This window comes from Pseudomonas sp. Irchel 3A18 (assembly GCF_900187465.1).
GTDB lineage: Bacteria > Pseudomonadota > Gammaproteobacteria > Pseudomonadales > Pseudomonadaceae > Aquipseudomonas > Aquipseudomonas cichorii.
In genome coordinates, this window is sequence record NZ_FYDI01000004.1 from 402524 (window position 1) to 416630 (window position 14107).

At 57.9% G+C, this 14107-nt stretch carries 19 protein-coding genes; 6 read left to right on the plus strand and 13 right to left on the minus strand.

What is annotated here, in order from left to right:
• Nucleotides 1-10 precede the first annotated feature (10 nt).
• The 6 genes from CKW23_RS10215 to CKW23_RS10240 all read right to left on the minus strand — a co-directional run bounded on the left by CKW23_RS10215 (nucleotide 11) and on the right by CKW23_RS10240 (nucleotide 4741).
• Nucleotides 11-1183, minus strand: coding sequence for a PQQ-dependent sugar dehydrogenase (locus tag CKW23_RS10215; protein ID WP_095067524.1), 1173 nt, complete (start codon nucleotides 1181-1183; stop codon nucleotides 11-13).
• Between the two features lie 50 nt (nucleotides 1184-1233).
• On the minus strand, nucleotides 1234-1548 hold the full coding sequence (locus CKW23_RS10220; protein WP_025261405.1) for a hypothetical protein: 315 nt from the start codon (nucleotides 1546-1548) through the stop codon (nucleotides 1234-1236).
• Between the two features lie 191 nt (nucleotides 1549-1739).
• Nucleotides 1740-2912, minus strand: coding sequence for a PAS domain-containing sensor histidine kinase (locus CKW23_RS10225; protein WP_025261406.1), 1173 nt, complete (start codon nucleotides 2910-2912; stop codon nucleotides 1740-1742).
• The gene (locus tag CKW23_RS10230) at nucleotides 2902-3723 is read right to left on the minus strand and encodes an alpha/beta fold hydrolase (protein WP_025261407.1); all 822 of its coding nucleotides are present in this window, start codon (nucleotides 3721-3723) and stop codon (nucleotides 2902-2904) included. Before CKW23_RS10230 ends, CKW23_RS10225 begins: the two co-directional genes overlap by 11 nt.
• 83 nt (nucleotides 3724-3806) lie before the next feature.
• Entirely contained in the window at nucleotides 3807-4244 is a 438-nt protein-coding gene (locus CKW23_RS10235) for a nucleoside deaminase (protein ID WP_025261408.1), read from the minus strand.
• Between the two features lie 35 nt (nucleotides 4245-4279).
• Nucleotides 4280-4741: a hypothetical protein gene (locus CKW23_RS10240; protein WP_095067563.1), complete on the minus strand. Its 462-nt coding sequence runs from the start codon at nucleotides 4739-4741 to the stop codon at nucleotides 4280-4282.
• Between the two features lie 207 nt (nucleotides 4742-4948).
• Between CKW23_RS10240 and CKW23_RS10245 the strand changes: the two genes are divergently transcribed.
• Nucleotides 4949-5362, plus strand: coding sequence for a GNAT family N-acetyltransferase (locus tag CKW23_RS10245; protein ID WP_095067564.1), 414 nt, complete (start codon nucleotides 4949-4951; stop codon nucleotides 5360-5362).
• 1 nt (nucleotide 5363) lies between these two features.
• Here CKW23_RS10245 and def read toward each other — a convergent pair whose 3' ends face one another.
• From def to CKW23_RS10260, 3 genes are all read right to left on the minus strand, one after another.
• The gene (gene def / locus CKW23_RS10250) at nucleotides 5364-5903 is read right to left on the minus strand and encodes a peptide deformylase (protein ID WP_095067525.1); all 540 of its coding nucleotides are present in this window, start codon (nucleotides 5901-5903) and stop codon (nucleotides 5364-5366) included.
• 46 nt (nucleotides 5904-5949) lie between these two features.
• Nucleotides 5950-6912 (minus strand): YihY/virulence factor BrkB family protein, encoded by a 963-nt coding sequence (locus CKW23_RS10255; protein ID WP_095067526.1) that lies wholly within the window; start codon nucleotides 6910-6912, stop codon nucleotides 5950-5952.
• A 183-nt stretch (nucleotides 6913-7095) separates the two neighbouring features.
• Nucleotides 7096-7287: a CsbD family protein gene (locus CKW23_RS10260; protein ID WP_025261413.1), complete on the minus strand. Its 192-nt coding sequence runs from the start codon at nucleotides 7285-7287 to the stop codon at nucleotides 7096-7098.
• A gap of 220 nt (nucleotides 7288-7507) precedes the next feature.
• On the opposite strand from CKW23_RS10260, the gene CKW23_RS10265 reads away from it, so the two are divergent.
• Nucleotides 7508-7888: a hypothetical protein gene (locus CKW23_RS10265; protein WP_025261414.1), complete on the plus strand. Its 381-nt coding sequence runs from the start codon at nucleotides 7508-7510 to the stop codon at nucleotides 7886-7888.
• A 5-nt stretch (nucleotides 7889-7893) separates the two neighbouring features.
• Here CKW23_RS10265 and CKW23_RS10270 read toward each other — a convergent pair whose 3' ends face one another.
• A complete protein-coding gene (locus tag CKW23_RS10270) occupies nucleotides 7894-8295 on the minus strand; it encodes a DUF2177 family protein (RefSeq protein ID WP_025261415.1) in 402 nt (133 codons plus the stop codon).
• A gap of 14 nt (nucleotides 8296-8309) precedes the next feature.
• Nucleotides 8310-9146: a S1 RNA-binding domain-containing protein gene (locus CKW23_RS10275; RefSeq protein ID WP_025261416.1), complete on the minus strand. Its 837-nt coding sequence runs from the start codon at nucleotides 9144-9146 to the stop codon at nucleotides 8310-8312.
• Between the two features lie 297 nt (nucleotides 9147-9443).
• On the opposite strand from CKW23_RS10275, the gene CKW23_RS10280 reads away from it, so the two are divergent.
• The 4 genes from CKW23_RS10280 to CKW23_RS10295 all read left to right on the plus strand — a co-directional run bounded on the left by CKW23_RS10280 (nucleotide 9444) and on the right by CKW23_RS10295 (nucleotide 12166).
• Entirely contained in the window at nucleotides 9444-9632 is a 189-nt protein-coding gene (locus CKW23_RS10280) for a hypothetical protein (RefSeq protein WP_025261417.1), read from the plus strand.
• A gap of 152 nt (nucleotides 9633-9784) precedes the next feature.
• On the plus strand, nucleotides 9785-10300 hold the full coding sequence (locus CKW23_RS10285; protein WP_025261418.1) for a hypothetical protein: 516 nt from the start codon (nucleotides 9785-9787) through the stop codon (nucleotides 10298-10300).
• A gap of 145 nt (nucleotides 10301-10445) precedes the next feature.
• The gene (locus tag CKW23_RS10290) at nucleotides 10446-11174 is read left to right on the plus strand and encodes a TorF family putative porin (RefSeq protein ID WP_025261419.1); all 729 of its coding nucleotides are present in this window, start codon (nucleotides 10446-10448) and stop codon (nucleotides 11172-11174) included.
• Between the two features lie 107 nt (nucleotides 11175-11281).
• Nucleotides 11282-12166: a DUF6279 family lipoprotein gene (locus CKW23_RS10295; protein ID WP_025261420.1), complete on the plus strand. Its 885-nt coding sequence runs from the start codon at nucleotides 11282-11284 to the stop codon at nucleotides 12164-12166.
• Here the strand turns inward: CKW23_RS10295 and CKW23_RS10300 are convergent.
• Together CKW23_RS10300 and CKW23_RS10305 are read right to left on the minus strand one after the other, a co-directional pair.
• Complete coding sequence (locus CKW23_RS10300) at nucleotides 12154-12543, minus strand: hypothetical protein (RefSeq protein ID WP_025261421.1); 390 nt, start codon at nucleotides 12541-12543, stop codon at nucleotides 12154-12156. The two genes, CKW23_RS10295 and CKW23_RS10300, sit on opposite strands and share 13 nt — an antisense overlap.
• Nucleotides 12544-12715: 172 nt before the next feature.
• Nucleotides 12716-14056, minus strand: a complete 1341-nt coding sequence (locus CKW23_RS10305; RefSeq protein ID WP_025261422.1) for a DEAD/DEAH box helicase — start codon at nucleotides 14054-14056, stop codon at nucleotides 12716-12718.
• Between the last annotated feature and the right edge of the window lie 51 nt (nucleotides 14057-14107).

Genomic DNA, 14107 nt, shown 5'->3' on the forward strand with positions numbered 1-14107 from the left:
GAGTTTTTATTTATTGTTGCAAACCGACTTTAAGCAACTTCCCTTTATCGTCATCGGTCAGCAGATACACGTAACCATCCGGCCCCTGACGAACATCGCGAATACGCTGTTTCATATCGCCCAGAAAGCGTTCTTCATGAACAATGCGGTCGCCTTCAAACTGCAAACGGATCAACTCTTCGGTGGCCAGTGCTCCGATAAACACGTTGTGGTCCCAGGCCTTGAAAAGACCATTGTTGTAAAACGCCATGCCGCTGATACCCGGCGATTTTTCCCACACATGGAAAGGCACTTTGGTGCCCTCGACAAACTTGCCCTTGGCTTCCGGGATCGGTTGACCGGAATAGTTGATGCCATGGGTAGCCAGTGGCCAGCCATAGTTCTGGGCACGTTCGATGATATTCAGCTCATCGCCACCCTTTGGACCATGCTCATTGGTCCACACGGTTCCGCTCCAGGGGTTGAGGGCCGCGCCCTGCTGGTTGCGATGGCCGTAAGACCAGATTTCCGGACGCACGTTGTTCTGCCCGACAAAGGGGTTGTCTTTGGGGACATTGCCATCGGGGTAGATGCGCACGACCTTGCCCTGCAGCTTGTCCAGGTCCTGGGACGTTGCACGGTTGTTGTTTTCGCCCAGGGCGATAAACAGGTAGCCGTCGCGGTCAAAGACCATCCGCGAGCCGAAGTGGTTACCCACCGACAGTTTTGGCTGCTGGCGGAAAATCACGGTGAAATCTTCCAGTTTGGTCAGGTCAGCCGACAGACGACCACGGCCGGCAGCGGTGCCTGCGGTTTCGCCTTCGGCGGCCGTCTTGCCGCTGCCTTCGGAGTAGGTCAGGTAGACCATGCGGTCCTTGGCGAAATCAGGGGACAGCACCACGTCCAGCAAGCCGCCCTGCCCTTTGGCCCAGACTTGCGGAACACCCGAGATCGGGCCGGAGAGTTTGCCGTCCGGCGAAACGACGCGCAGATTGCCTGAACGCTCGGTCACCAGAATGCCTTTCTTGTCCGGCAGGAACGCCAGCGCCCAAGGATGATCCAGCCCGTCTGCCACTTCGCTGACACTGACAGTGCCCAGTTCGCTCTTGTATTGCTTCACGGCCTCGTCGGCCGCGCTGGCAGTCAACGGCAAGCTCGACATCACCGTGGCACACATTGCCGCGATCAGGGTTTTTCTAAACATGGGCGATTCCTTATGCATTGAGTAGAGGTCCCGACTACTGCGGGGATGGGTTATGGGCGTTTGGGAGTCGTATTCTGATTATTCTGGATGGTCGGGCTGGGCGGTGGCTGCCGGGTTGGATAGCCATTGCGGATCCCGCCGTTTTCCAGTGTAGGTTGGCGAGGTGCGGGGACGATGTTGGGCTGCACCTGCGGCGTGCTGGGCTGGGTGCCCTGGCGACTGTTGGGGTTGGCGCGGTGGATCGGGCTGTTATAGGGATTGCTGGTTGCCCCGTTGCGGCCCGGCTGATCCTGCGCCTGGGCAACGCCGATGCCTGACAGGCCAACCAGCAGCATCATTGCGAGGTTTCGCACAAAACTGTTCATCACTTGCCCTCAAGGGAAATGGTTAGGCTTTGATAGCGATTGGGTTGTCAGGTTCGGTCTTGCATGGCAGATGAGCAAGTTTATAACGAGGGAGTTTGTAACAAGGATGGTCTGAAGCCGTGTCAGAGAGCCTTCGCGAATGAATTCCCCACGCACGCACTGTAGGAGATTCATCCGCGAAAAGGTCGACCTCAGGCTCTCTGCGGAATACTCGCGGTGAAGGTCGTGCCATGTTCGGGGCTGGAGAGGACGATCACATCGCCCAGATGCGCCCGGACAATCTCCCGGACAATGAACAACCCCAGCCCGACACTGCGACTTTCATCGGTATCACTGGCGCTGCGCACGGCTGGCTCGAACAGGCTCTCGATCTGCTCGGGCGGTATCGGCTCACCGAAGTTATGCACCGACAGGCGCATCAAGTGCGGCTCCAGAGTCGAGGTCACCACGATTTCTCCATCTACCGAACCGTAGTTGATGGCATTGGCAACCAGGTTGCCGATGACCTGCCCCAGACGGTCGGCATCTGCATGGCATGGGCCCTCGCCTTCACGGCGATGAGTGATGACATGGCCAGGGAATGACTGACGCAACTCTTCGACACTGCGCTCCGTCACTGCATGCAGATCAATGGCCTGAGGCGTGACCGAAATGCCGCGCCCGACCCTGGCATCGGTGAAGTCCAGGAGGTCGACGATCATGCGCTGGGCTCGGTCAGTCGCATGATTGATATGGCCCAGCATGCGTTCCTGTCGAGGCTTCAAAGCGCTGCGACCCAGCAGACCGGAGGCCATCTTGATCGCCGCCAGCGGGTTGCGCAGGTCGTGACTGAAAATGCTCACCATCTGCTCGGCAAAGATCGCCCGGATTTCCGCTTCGACATGGGCCAGACGCAAGCGGTTGCGGGCCGACGTCAGCTCGGTCTGGACACTCATCTGTTGCAGCAGCAACTCTTCGGCAAGTTTTTGCGCCGCCAGCAGCTCACGTTCGTATTTGTTGCGTTCTTCGGCGATAAACAGCGCCAGCTCATTGAAAAAGACGCCGTCATGTTCCCGGCGTATGCCATTGAGCATCATCGGAATGGAGCGACCGTCCGCATGAATCAGCTCAAGTTTGACTTCGGCAACCGAGCCCCGGGCATGGAGCAACGGCGCCCAGTGAGTCTGATGGAAAATCTTGCCCGCCATGTTCAGCAGGTCTTGAAACCGCCGCCCCAGCAGCGCCTCGCGCTCCACACCCAGCCAGACGCAGAAGGTCTGGTTGACCCGCTCGATGGTGCCGTTTTCCCGAGTCAGCAACAAACCACAGGGAGCGCCCTCGAACAGGTCGTCGCCGTCAGGTACGGCAGGCGCATCAGATGACATGTTCTGCATATCCAAAAGGTTGCAAAAACTCACCCATTGCTGCGACACAGGCCTTGGGAGCACTCATATGAGGGTAATGACCCACGTTTTCGATCACACGCAATGTACTGTTCTCAATGACACGGTTGAGGTATTCGCCCACCTGGACGGGAACGATCATGTCATCACTGCATTGCAGAATCAGGGTCTGGCTGGAAAAACCCTCTACGTCCTTGCGGTGGTCAGACATGAAGGTCACGCGGGCAAACTGCTTGGCGATATCGGCGTTGGTGCTACAGAAACTGTCAGCCAGTTCCTCGCCCAGCTCAGGCCGGTCGGCAGACCCCATGAGCGTCGGCGCCATGGTGCTGGACCAGCCCAGGTAGTTGCTTTCCAGGGTATGCAGCAATGAGTCGATGTCCGTGCGGCTGAAACCGCCCACGTAGCCTTCATCATCAAGGTAGCGCGGCGACGGGCCGACCATGATGTGCGCGGCAAAACGGCCGGGCTCCTGGAGTTCGGCCAGTACGGCGATCATGGCGCTGACCGAGTGCCCGACATGAATCACCGGGCCGGGATTGGCGAAATCACGGACCACTTCCAGCAGATCGCTGGCATAGCCGCGCAGGGAGGCGTATTTGTGCGGGATGTAAGCCGACAGTTCGGACTTGCCACTGCCCACCAGGTCGAACAGCACGACCTTGAAATGCTTGGCAAATACAGGCGCAATAAAGCGCCACATGTTCTGGTTGCAACCAAAACCGTGAGCAAAAATCAATGTGGCCGGTCCATCGCCCATGACGTTTACGTTATTGCGTCGCTGAACCGGCATTACGGGCTCCGTGCTTCATGAAGTAACTGAGCCGAGATTATCACCCTTCAGAGAGCCCGCGAAGGCTTGCTAGCATAAAGCCTTTATTCGCCGATATCTTCACTCCACAGTTCGGGCTTGCTGGCGATAAAACCGTGCATCATGTGCTGGCATGTCGTGTCGTGAAGCACATCGACTTGCACCCCGCGAGAGCGCAACAGCTCTTCCTCGCCCATGAATGTCTCGTTTTCTCCCACGATGACCTTGCCGATGCCGTAGAGCAGAATAGCCCCGCTGCACATCGCACAAGGCGACAAGGTGGTGTAGAGCACCGAATCCCGGTAGACACTGGCAGGCTGGCGGCCGGCGTTTTCCAGTGCGTCCATCTCGCCATGCTTGATGGCGCTGCCCTCCTGAACCCGACGATTGTGTCCACGGCCAATGATCTTGCCATCGTGAACGATGACCGAACCGATAGGAATCCCGCCCTCAGCCAATCCCTGTTGCGCCTCGTCAATGGCGGCCTGCATGAATAGGTCCATGGTGTTTTCCTCGCTTTCGCTGTTTCTTTCAGTACCTAGCGGGCGAGCGACTTCTGCGCATTGCCCAGTGCTTGGGCAACGAAGGTCTTCAGCAGTTCGGATGAACGCTCTTTCATCCGGGCGCCGACTTCGTTGTTCCTGGCCTTGAGTTTGTTCATCAAGGGCAAGGAGCCGCTGCCTTCATTAAGGGACTGCAATTCCTGCGCCGAAAAGGACTGGGCATAGGCGGACGCAAGGTTGCGGTCCCATTGCACCTGGTAAGTGGGCTGCAGGCGTTGCAGTTCTTTCTGCACCAGATCCTGAGCCTGAATCTTGCCAATCGATTCCACGATGCTGCCAAAGGTGACGGTGCGTGAAGCGACCTGATAACCCAGCCAGCCCAGACTGTCGCCCAGGTGGCGCTCCTGAACGAACAGCAGCGCCGTATCGTCCGCCTCATCGGCATGAGCGTTCTGGGCCAGCGCCCAACTCAGCAGCAGGCTGCATCCCAGGAACATCAGGCGTGTCCTGGATACAACGGGCAGACCGCGATGGTCGTTCATGGCCTCCTCCTGAGATGAATTGACTGAACGTTTGAACTTAACAGTTAATCCGCGCTTTACCAGAGTCGGGGTCGTATCCCGGCGATTCATGCCGCTATCAGGAATATCTGTCTGCCAGGTCGATGATTTATGCTTGCCCGCCTCGAAGATCAGAGCCCGATCATGCCCGACATTCAGTTCAGCACCCTGCCCGACACCTGCCGCCCTTTGCTGGACAAGTTCTACCGCGAACACAAGTCCTCCATGCGCGCAGTGCCTCGCGGAACGCTGTGGGTGGCGAAGCAAACGCAGATCGTCGGCGCCCTTTGCCTGAGCGAAGTCGCTGACGGGCATTGGCTGACGGGGCTTTTCGTGGACCCGCAACTGCGTGGCCAGGCCATTGCCCGCCGTCTGATAGGCCATGCAGTGGAGCCATTGAACGGTCCGGTCTGGCTGTTCTGCCATCCAGACCTTCAGACGTTCTATGAAGTGAGCGGTTTCGAGACGGCCCAGAGGCTGCCGCATTCACTGGGGGAAAAGTTCATGCGCTTCAGCCGCAGCAAGGCGCTGGTTGCCTTGTGCCGGACCGGCGCCTGAGTCATTCGTCGGCGTTGGGGTCCATGTCCGGGAACATGACCTCGATAAAGCCGAACTTGCTGAAATCCGTGATCCGCGAAGGGTACAGACGACCGATCAGGTGATCGCATTCGTGCTGGACCACGCGGGCGTGAAAACCCTGGGCAGTGCGCTGGATCGGCTGGCCATCCGGGTCGAAGCCTTCGTAGCGAATGCTCTGGTAACGATCGACCATGCCTCGCAGGCCGGGCACCGAAAGACAACCTTCCCAGCCTGCTTCAAGGGTCGGGCTCAAAGGCGTGATCAGCGGGTTGAGCAGGATGGTCTGGGGCACGGCTTCGGCCTGGGGATAGCGCTCGCTGCGCTCGAAGCCGAATATCACCAGTTGCAGATCGACACCGATCTGCGGTGCCGCAAGGCCGACGCCGCCGACACTTTCCATAGTCTCGAACATGTCGGCAATCAGCGTCTTGAGTTCGCTGCTGCCGAACATCTCGCGGGGCACGGGAGGCGCGATGCGCAGCAAGCGCTCGTCGCCCATCTTCAGAATCTTGCGGATCATGATGAGTGTCGGTCTCTCGAACGAAAAGGCGATTCTGGACCCTGATTCAGGATTCGTCAGCCTTTAATGTGCTGTGTACCGAATGATCGCGCCCCAGCCCCGAAACATGCTGTTTGGCGGTGGAGTCCACGCCATTGTCGCCGGCTTCTTTTTCACCGGCATCCTTGCCTTCCTGGGACATGTGCTCGATCACCGCATTCATTTCCGCACCGAGCAGCAACACCGCGGCCGAAATGTAGAAGTACAACAACAGCACAATGATTGCGCCGATGCTGCCGTACATGGCGTTGTAGTCGGCAAAGGTCTTGACGTAGAAACCGAACCCCAGGGAAGCGATGATCCACACCACCACGGCCAGCACGGAGCCTGGGGTAATGAAGCGAAATTCCTGTTTCACATCGGGCATGACGTAGTAGATCAAGGCCACGGCAACCATCAGCAGCAGGATGATCATCGGCCAGCGCAATACGGTCCACAGTGTGACGATGAAGTCTTCCATGCCGATCTGCGAAGCGAACCAGCTCATGACCTGCGGGCCGACCACCATGAAGCCGGCTGCGGCCAGCAGCATGCCGGCAATGCCCACGGTGTAGAGAATCGATAGTGGAAAACGCTTCCAGATGGGGCGCCCTTCGACCACATCGTAGGCGGCGTTCATGGCGCTCATCATCAGGCGTACGCCAGCTGAAGCGGTCCACAGCGCAATGACGATACCGATGGACAGCAGGCCGCCCTTGGATTGCTGCAACTGGTCGATCACCGGGTTGACCTGTTCCAGCGCCTGGGGCGGCAGAACCAGTTCCGATTGCAGGCGCAGCCAGGAGAAGAAATCCGGCAGATGCAGGAAACCGATCAGGGCAATGAGGAACAGCAGGAACGGAAACAGCGAAAACAGCATCTGGTAGGCCAGTGCCGACGCGTAAGTAGACATCTCGTCATCGAGAAATTCGGTGACGGTGCGAACCATCACTTTGCCCAGTGGCAATTGACGCATGTGAGGAAAGATCATGGCGTCTCCTTGCGCTAAACCCTTTTACATTATATCGCCGGGCCGACAGTTGCGATTGTGCGGCTGCCCATGTGCCAACAGTATTGCAGTGGCGTCAAATGGACTGAGCGAGCTGTAAAAGGTTTCAAGCCATGATGGATAAAGGCCATCTCGGCGATGACCTTTATCCGTTCTCCTTCAGGGCTACGCCTTGTCTACACCCTTTTTCAGTACTTCCTTGGTTTTACCTTTGGCTTGCTGGGCTTCGCCCTTGAGTTCCTGCGCCTTGCCTTCGGCCTTCAACCTGTTGTTGTCGGTCGCCTTGCCGATGCCTTGCTTGACGTTACCAGCCACTTCATTAGCTTTGCCTTTGATTTTGTCGCCAGTACTGCTCATGACGTTTCTCCCGGGTCTTGAAGACCGTTCTGAAATCAAATGTCGTAACCTCGACAAGAAAATTGACCGGAGGCCGTCGCGCAGAGTTTCAATTATTTTCTGACCAAAGCATGCCGTTCGTCCGCTGATGGGCAGGCCTTGTTTACGGTGTTTGTGCGAGAATGCGCGTCGCAGTCAGTCTGTGCCCGGCACACTGAACAAACCGATTCACAGGAACGTTATGAAACTCGATAAAAAGCTGGCCATCGCACGCAGGAACCAGGATCTGGGCGGCGCAGTGCTGGGCATCAACAACACCCATTTCGCCATTCTGGACACCAAGCGCAACATCTGGTGGTTCGACCTGCCTGTGACACGCCTGCAAGTGGGCCAGTACGAGTGGCTGCACCTGCTGCTGCACACCCCGGCGACCGATCAGTTGCTGCACCTGAAGGTGACCACCGTCTTCATGCGTGATCACATGGAAGGCCTGGAAGTGCGCAACGCTGGCAAACGCAAGCCGACCGTGAGCCTGGAACTGAGCGCCGACAAGGACTCGTTCCTCAAAGACATGCGCCCCAAGGGCAGCAACCTGAGCTTTGCGGGTTTTCTGCAGAAGTAAGACGTTCAGGCCAGGCGGCGTGTCGCCAGATACCCCGCCGTTGCGGCCAGGGCTGAAACCACAGTCCCCCAGGCCAGATCGACAAGGGCCAACTGGGCAGGCCAGCCTTGCAAGGTCGCCCAGTTGGTCAGATCGTAAGTGCCATAGGCGATCAGCCCCAACAGCCCGCCATAGAGGGTTGCATGCCCCGTGCGCTGCACCTTGAGCGCGGGCAGGACCGCAAATATCACCAGCCCCGCCCCATACAGCAGATAGAACACCACTGCAGGCCCGAGCAGTGGCGTGGCCAGCATCAGCGACCCGAGCCAGTCACGATAGGTCGAGCCCATGAGCAATCCCAGCCAGACACCGTCCAGGATCAGAAAAGCCAGAAGCGTACCGAAGTAAGCCGTGAGGATTTTTTTCATGGGCGCACCCTGTATCAGGTCAGTTCGATACGGTCAGGGTGAATCACAATCTGACCTTGTTTATACAAGGCACCAATCGCTTTCTTGAAGTTCCCTTTGCTGACACCGAACAGACCGCTGATGACCTGTGGATCACTCTTGTCGCTGACCGGCAGCACGCCGTTGTTCTCACGCAATTTGGCGAGGATCTTGGCGTTCAGGCTGTCAGCGGCTTCGGCACCCACGGGCTGCAGGCTCAGGCTGATATTGCCATCGGAGCGAACTTCCTTGATGAAGCCTTTTTCCTGTTTGCCGGGGCGCAGGAACTTGAACACTTCGTTCTTGTGGATCAGGCCCCAGTGCTTGTTGTTGATGATCGCCTTGAAGCCCATGTCGGTGGCTTCGGCAACCAGCAGGTCGACTTCCTGACCAGCGCTGTAATGGGCAGGCGTCTTGTCCAGGTAGCGATCCAGGCGTGCAGTGGCGGTGATGCGCCGCGTTTTCTTGTCCAGATAGACATGAACCACGCAATAATCTCCAGCCTGCAGGGTGCGCTTTTCTTCGGAGTACGGCAGCAGCAGGTCCTTGGGCAGCCCCCAGTCCAGGAACACGCCGATGCTGTTGACCTCGACCACCTTGAGGCTGGCGAACTCACCGACCTGAACCTTGGGTTTTTCAGTGGTGGCGAGCAGCTTGTCTTCGCTGTCCAGATAGACGAAAACGTTGAGCCAGTCTTCATCTTCGCAAGGAATATCCTTGGGGATATACCGATTGGGCAGCAGGATTTCGCCATCCGGCCCACCGTCCAGGTACAGGCCGAAGTTAGTGTGCTTGACCACTTGCAAGCTGTTGTAACGCCCGATTAAAGCCATTTGCAGATACCCTCATTACGTGGGCGGCATTCTACCCGACTTTGCGTCTGCATTCGCGCTGCACACGGCATGCGCTGCATGGCCGGGCCCCGCTCGTCAGTTGCCATGGTCAGCAGAAACTTTCGGCATCCATCGCGCCCCACCCCAACTCTTCATTAAAAACAGCCAGTTAAGCGCGCCATGACACGTTTCGATGCTTATCGAGCCCGTCCGCTCATGCCACTCAAGCCCCAGATAAGCCAGCAGGAACCCGCCATTTCCTGTACGATGGCTGGCCGTACGAAGTTTATGAAGGTTATGGCAGTCATGCGTATCAAGGCATCCCACACCAAAGCAAAACCAGCTCCAGCCGTTGAAACGAGCGATTCGATCAATGCGCAGATCGCAGCTTTCCTCAAGTCCGGCGGCGAAATCCAGCAAATCGCCAAAGGCGTGAGCGGCCAGACCTTTACCCCGTCCAAGCACATCAACCTCGGCAAGAAGTAATTCTCCCCGACTGCTTTGCGGTTTCTATGCGCCTTGCCAAAACAGGGCGCTAGCTACACCTCCCGTCTCACTGCTAATCTCCTTCAGTATCTCCAAACCAAGAGCAGGAAACGCTCTGGTAGCAGACCCCTTTTGCTTTGCGGAATGCTTGAATGAAGAACTGGATGCTTTTCGGCGCTCTGATCTACCTCGGTGGTTGTGCCTCGCAGCACTGCGAAAACGGCCCCAATGAAAATCCCCACACTGACAGCCAGTGCCGTGCAGGCCACTTGCTGTATCAGCACGACATGCTTCAGGCCAAGCTGCTGATCAGCGAAGCGGATCGTGAAAACTATGAACTGGCCGAAGCCATGCTGCGACGCGCCGCCATCGACGATGCTTCCGGCGAAGCCGAGTTCTATCAGGCGATCCTGCTGATTCGCGAACAGGCCGATCAGAAGCAGATCATCGATCTGTTGCAGACCGCAGCCGACAAATACAAGCATCCTCTGGCCATTGCCCTGCTCTCCCAGCAACTGAGCATGAGTGATCCGAAAAAGTCCGAACGTTATCGCGCCGAGTATGCCGAGCTCGATGTTGCCAAGAGCGGCTACCCCTCGTTCGAGCAGGCTCTGGTAGTGATTCGCGGGCTGATCATCCCGCCCGGCGAGACAACAGCCAGCAACTGACGCTCCTGCGGATCGACGAACGGTCCGCATCCCCGGCATTTCATCGGTATGCTTGCGAGGCTCTAGCTCGCGGCTTGTGTCGGGCCCCTGCGCCGATTTCGATACGCCATTATGACCACACTCCTCGACGCACAAGGAGTGAGCCATGCTCAACCCTCGATTACAGATACTCGCCCTCGGCACCGTTCTGATGTGCCAGCAGGCCTTTGCCCAGGTCCTGGAGCGCAGCCTTGGCGACTTCAATCTGAAACTGGCGACTACCCCAGCGCGCAGCATGGCCCAAGGGCTGGTAACACCCAGCGGCAGCTCCGGCTCATTCCACGGAGGCCTGGACCTGACCCATGACAGCGGCTTTTACTTCGGTCAGTGGTCACCGAATATGGGATTTACCGAAGATACGTCCCTTGAAGTCGACTCGTACATGGGCTTCAAGAAACCCTTCGATAACACCCTGGGTTACGAGCTGGGGGTGATTCGCTACAGCTATCCCGATACCAGCCAGATCGACAGCCATGAGTTCTATGCCGGGTTGCGCGTGCTCAACAGCCGCGTTGGCGCGGCCTTCAGCAATGACGTCGGTACTCGCAACAGCACGGTCTTCATCGATCTGGGCGGGATCGAGCAACTGGGCCTCGGGGTTCGCATGCAATACGCCAATCACCAGTTCGATACGCCACAGGCCGGCGATGACGGTTCATTGATCACGGGCTTCAACGACTGGTCCCTGAACCTGTCGCGGCCATGGCTGGGAATCGACATGAACCTGATCTACAGCGGATCGAGCCTCAGCGGCAGTGATTGCAGCGTCTACAGCGGCCACAACCCGTATTGCGAAGGGACGTTCACCATCAAGGCCGTTCGCTCATTCTTCTAGGCCCTGTACGACACTTCCCGTAACCGGTTTTCCTGAAACGTCGCGAGTAAGTTGAACTGCCAGCCCCTACACTCCTCTACAGTCACTCAGCCTGTCCAGGAGTTGTCATGCATCGCTTCAAAGCCTTCATTACGCTGTTGATGGCCTTGCCATTGCTTGTTGCATGCAACCAGGTGGGCCTGGCGTATCGCAATCTGGACGTGATCATTCCCTGGACGCTCAGCGACTATCTGGACATGAACAGCCCCCAGAAAAGCTGGCTCGACGAACGCCTCAAACAGCATTTGAGCTGGCATTGCAGCACGCAACTGCCCGACTACCTGACGTGGTTCGATCGCCTTGAAGAAATGGTAAAGACCGATAAAGTCACCCAGGCCGAACTTGAAGCCCGCACCGAAGAAGCCAAGGAAGCCCTCGCTAAAATCTCCCGCCAGGTCACGCCTTCGGCTGTCGAGCTGCTGGCCCGCTTCGACGATAAACAGGTTCAGGAGATGCAGAACGCCTTCGCCAAGGACCAGCGCAAACAGGAAAAGAAATACCTGGACGACTCTCTGGAAAGACAGATCGCCGAACGCGCCGCACGCATGGAAAAGCGCATGACACCCTGGCTGGGCAAATTGAATCCGGCGCAGAAGGCACGGGTACAGACCTGGTCGGCGTCACTGGGCGAGCAGAGCCGGGGCTGGGTAGAAAACCGCGCCCGCTGGCAGAACCTGTTCCTGGCGACAGTACAGCAGCGTCAGGCCAAGGACTTTCCAGAACGCATCGCCGCGCTGCTGCAGAATCGCGATACCTTCTGGACCCCGGAATACCGCGAGAACTACAACAGGGCCGAGCACGCCGCGATTACGCTCATCGTGGACGTGGTCGGCCAGAGCACACCCGACCAGCGCAAATTGCTGCTGGCCAGGATCGCTGACATGCGTGAGGACTTCGCGGATCTGGATTGCCTGAAGGCCTCACAAAAGCATGACGGGGGTCAGGCCACCTGAGCCTTGGAGGCAACCTCATCGAAGGTCGCAGGGTCCAGCGCATCGGCCTGCTCGTCCAGCACCTGGCGCGGATGATCGTTGCCCGGAATGCTGCTGTCGATCATGGACAGCAGGCTTGAGCCGCGAGCTGTCAGGATAAAGTTGGTGCCGGTACCACCCTCGTCTTCAGGGCGCGGCTCGATGTAGCCGTGCTTGAGCAACAGCGCTTCCAGATCGGCCGCCTCGGTCTTGAGGTGATCCAGATTACCGACAGACTCGCCTTCGGCAGCCTTGGCAACCGCATGATCCTCGGCGTATTTGCGCGGGGCAAAGGACTCGCCAGCGCTGTTCTGTACTTCATGAAGCAGACGTTCGATAAGGTCCCAGTTATAAGCCATTTTGTAAAACCTCCGTCCAGCATGGATGAATAGCCCATGACATCCCGCCACGGGCTTGCTACTCAGAGGTTGTGACCTGTTGCGAGGGTGGCCGTTCAGCCGGGGAGATCGAAGGCTTCGCGAATAAATTCGCTCCTACTCTGCAGGAGCGAATTTATTCGCGAATGGCAGATTATTCAGCCGCAGGTGCCGGTGTGCTGCGTTTCTTCAACGGCGCCATGCCGTCCTTGCTTACCAGCGAATCCGACTTGGGACGGTTGACGGACTTGCGCTTGGTCGGTCCCTTGGCGGCAACTTTTTTCTTGTCGCCCTTGGTATCGGTCTTTTTCTTCTTGGTGCCGACAGCCTTGCCCGACGCCTTGACCTTCTTCGGTCCGCCGTAAGTGCCTTTGACTTCCTTGATGGTCCGACGCTCGAAGCTTTGCTTGAGGTAGCGTTCGATGCTGGACATCAGGTTCCAGTCACCGTGGCAGATCAGCGAAACCGCCAGACCTTCACTGCCCGCACGCCCGGTACGGCCAACGCGGTGAACATAGTCATCGCCGCTGCGTGGCATGTCGAAGTTGATGACCAGATCCAGGCCATCCACATCCAGACCACGAGCAGCCACGTCCGTGGCCACCAGGATTTTGGCGCCGCCCTGCTTCAGACGGTCGATAGCCGCTTTGCGGTCTTTCTGGTCCTTGTCGCCGTGCAGCACGAACGCCTTGTATTCCTGAGCAACCAGACGCCCGTACAGGCGGTCAGCCATGGCCTTGGTGTTGGTGAACACAATGGCTTTCTGGTAAGTCTCGTTGGCCAGCAGCCAGTTGAGAATCTGCTCTTTATGGACGTTGTGGTCAGCGGTGATGATCTGCTGACGGGTGCCGCTGGCCAGCTCACTGACGTTATTGAGCTGCAGGTGCTGTGGGTCTTTCAGCACCTTGCGGATCATGTCCCGCAGGCCAGAACCGCCCGTGGTGGCCGAGAACAGCATGGTCTGCTGACGGTCGGCACATTCGCCCGCCAGACGCTCGACGTCTTCGGAGAAGCCCATGTCCAGCATGCGGTCGGCTTCGTCGAGGACCAGCACTTCAACCAGTTTGAGGTCCAGGTTGCCAGCGTTGAGGTGTTCAAGCAGACGGCCCGGGGTGCCGATCAGAATGTCCGGCACCTTGCGCAGCATCGCGGCCTGAACCTTGAAGTCTTCGCCACCGGTGATCAGGCCGGCCTTGATGAAGGTGAACTGCGAGAAACGCTCGACTTCCTTGAGGGTCTGCTGAGCCAGCTCGCGGGTCGGCAGCAGGATCACGGCGCGGATATCGACACGCACCCGAGCCGGACCGATCAGGCGGTTGAGGATCGGCAATACAAAAGCCGCGGTCTTGCCGCTACCGGTTTGCGCAGTCACCCGCAGGTCACGCCCTTGCAATGCCAGCGGAATAGCGGCGGCCTGCACAGGTGTAGGCTCGACAAATTTAAGCTCGGCCACAGCTTTAAGCAGGCGTTCGTGCAGGGCGAATTCGGAAAACACGGGTGCTACCTCGACGAAAAACAAAAATACAGCTGCATAGCGTAACGGTTT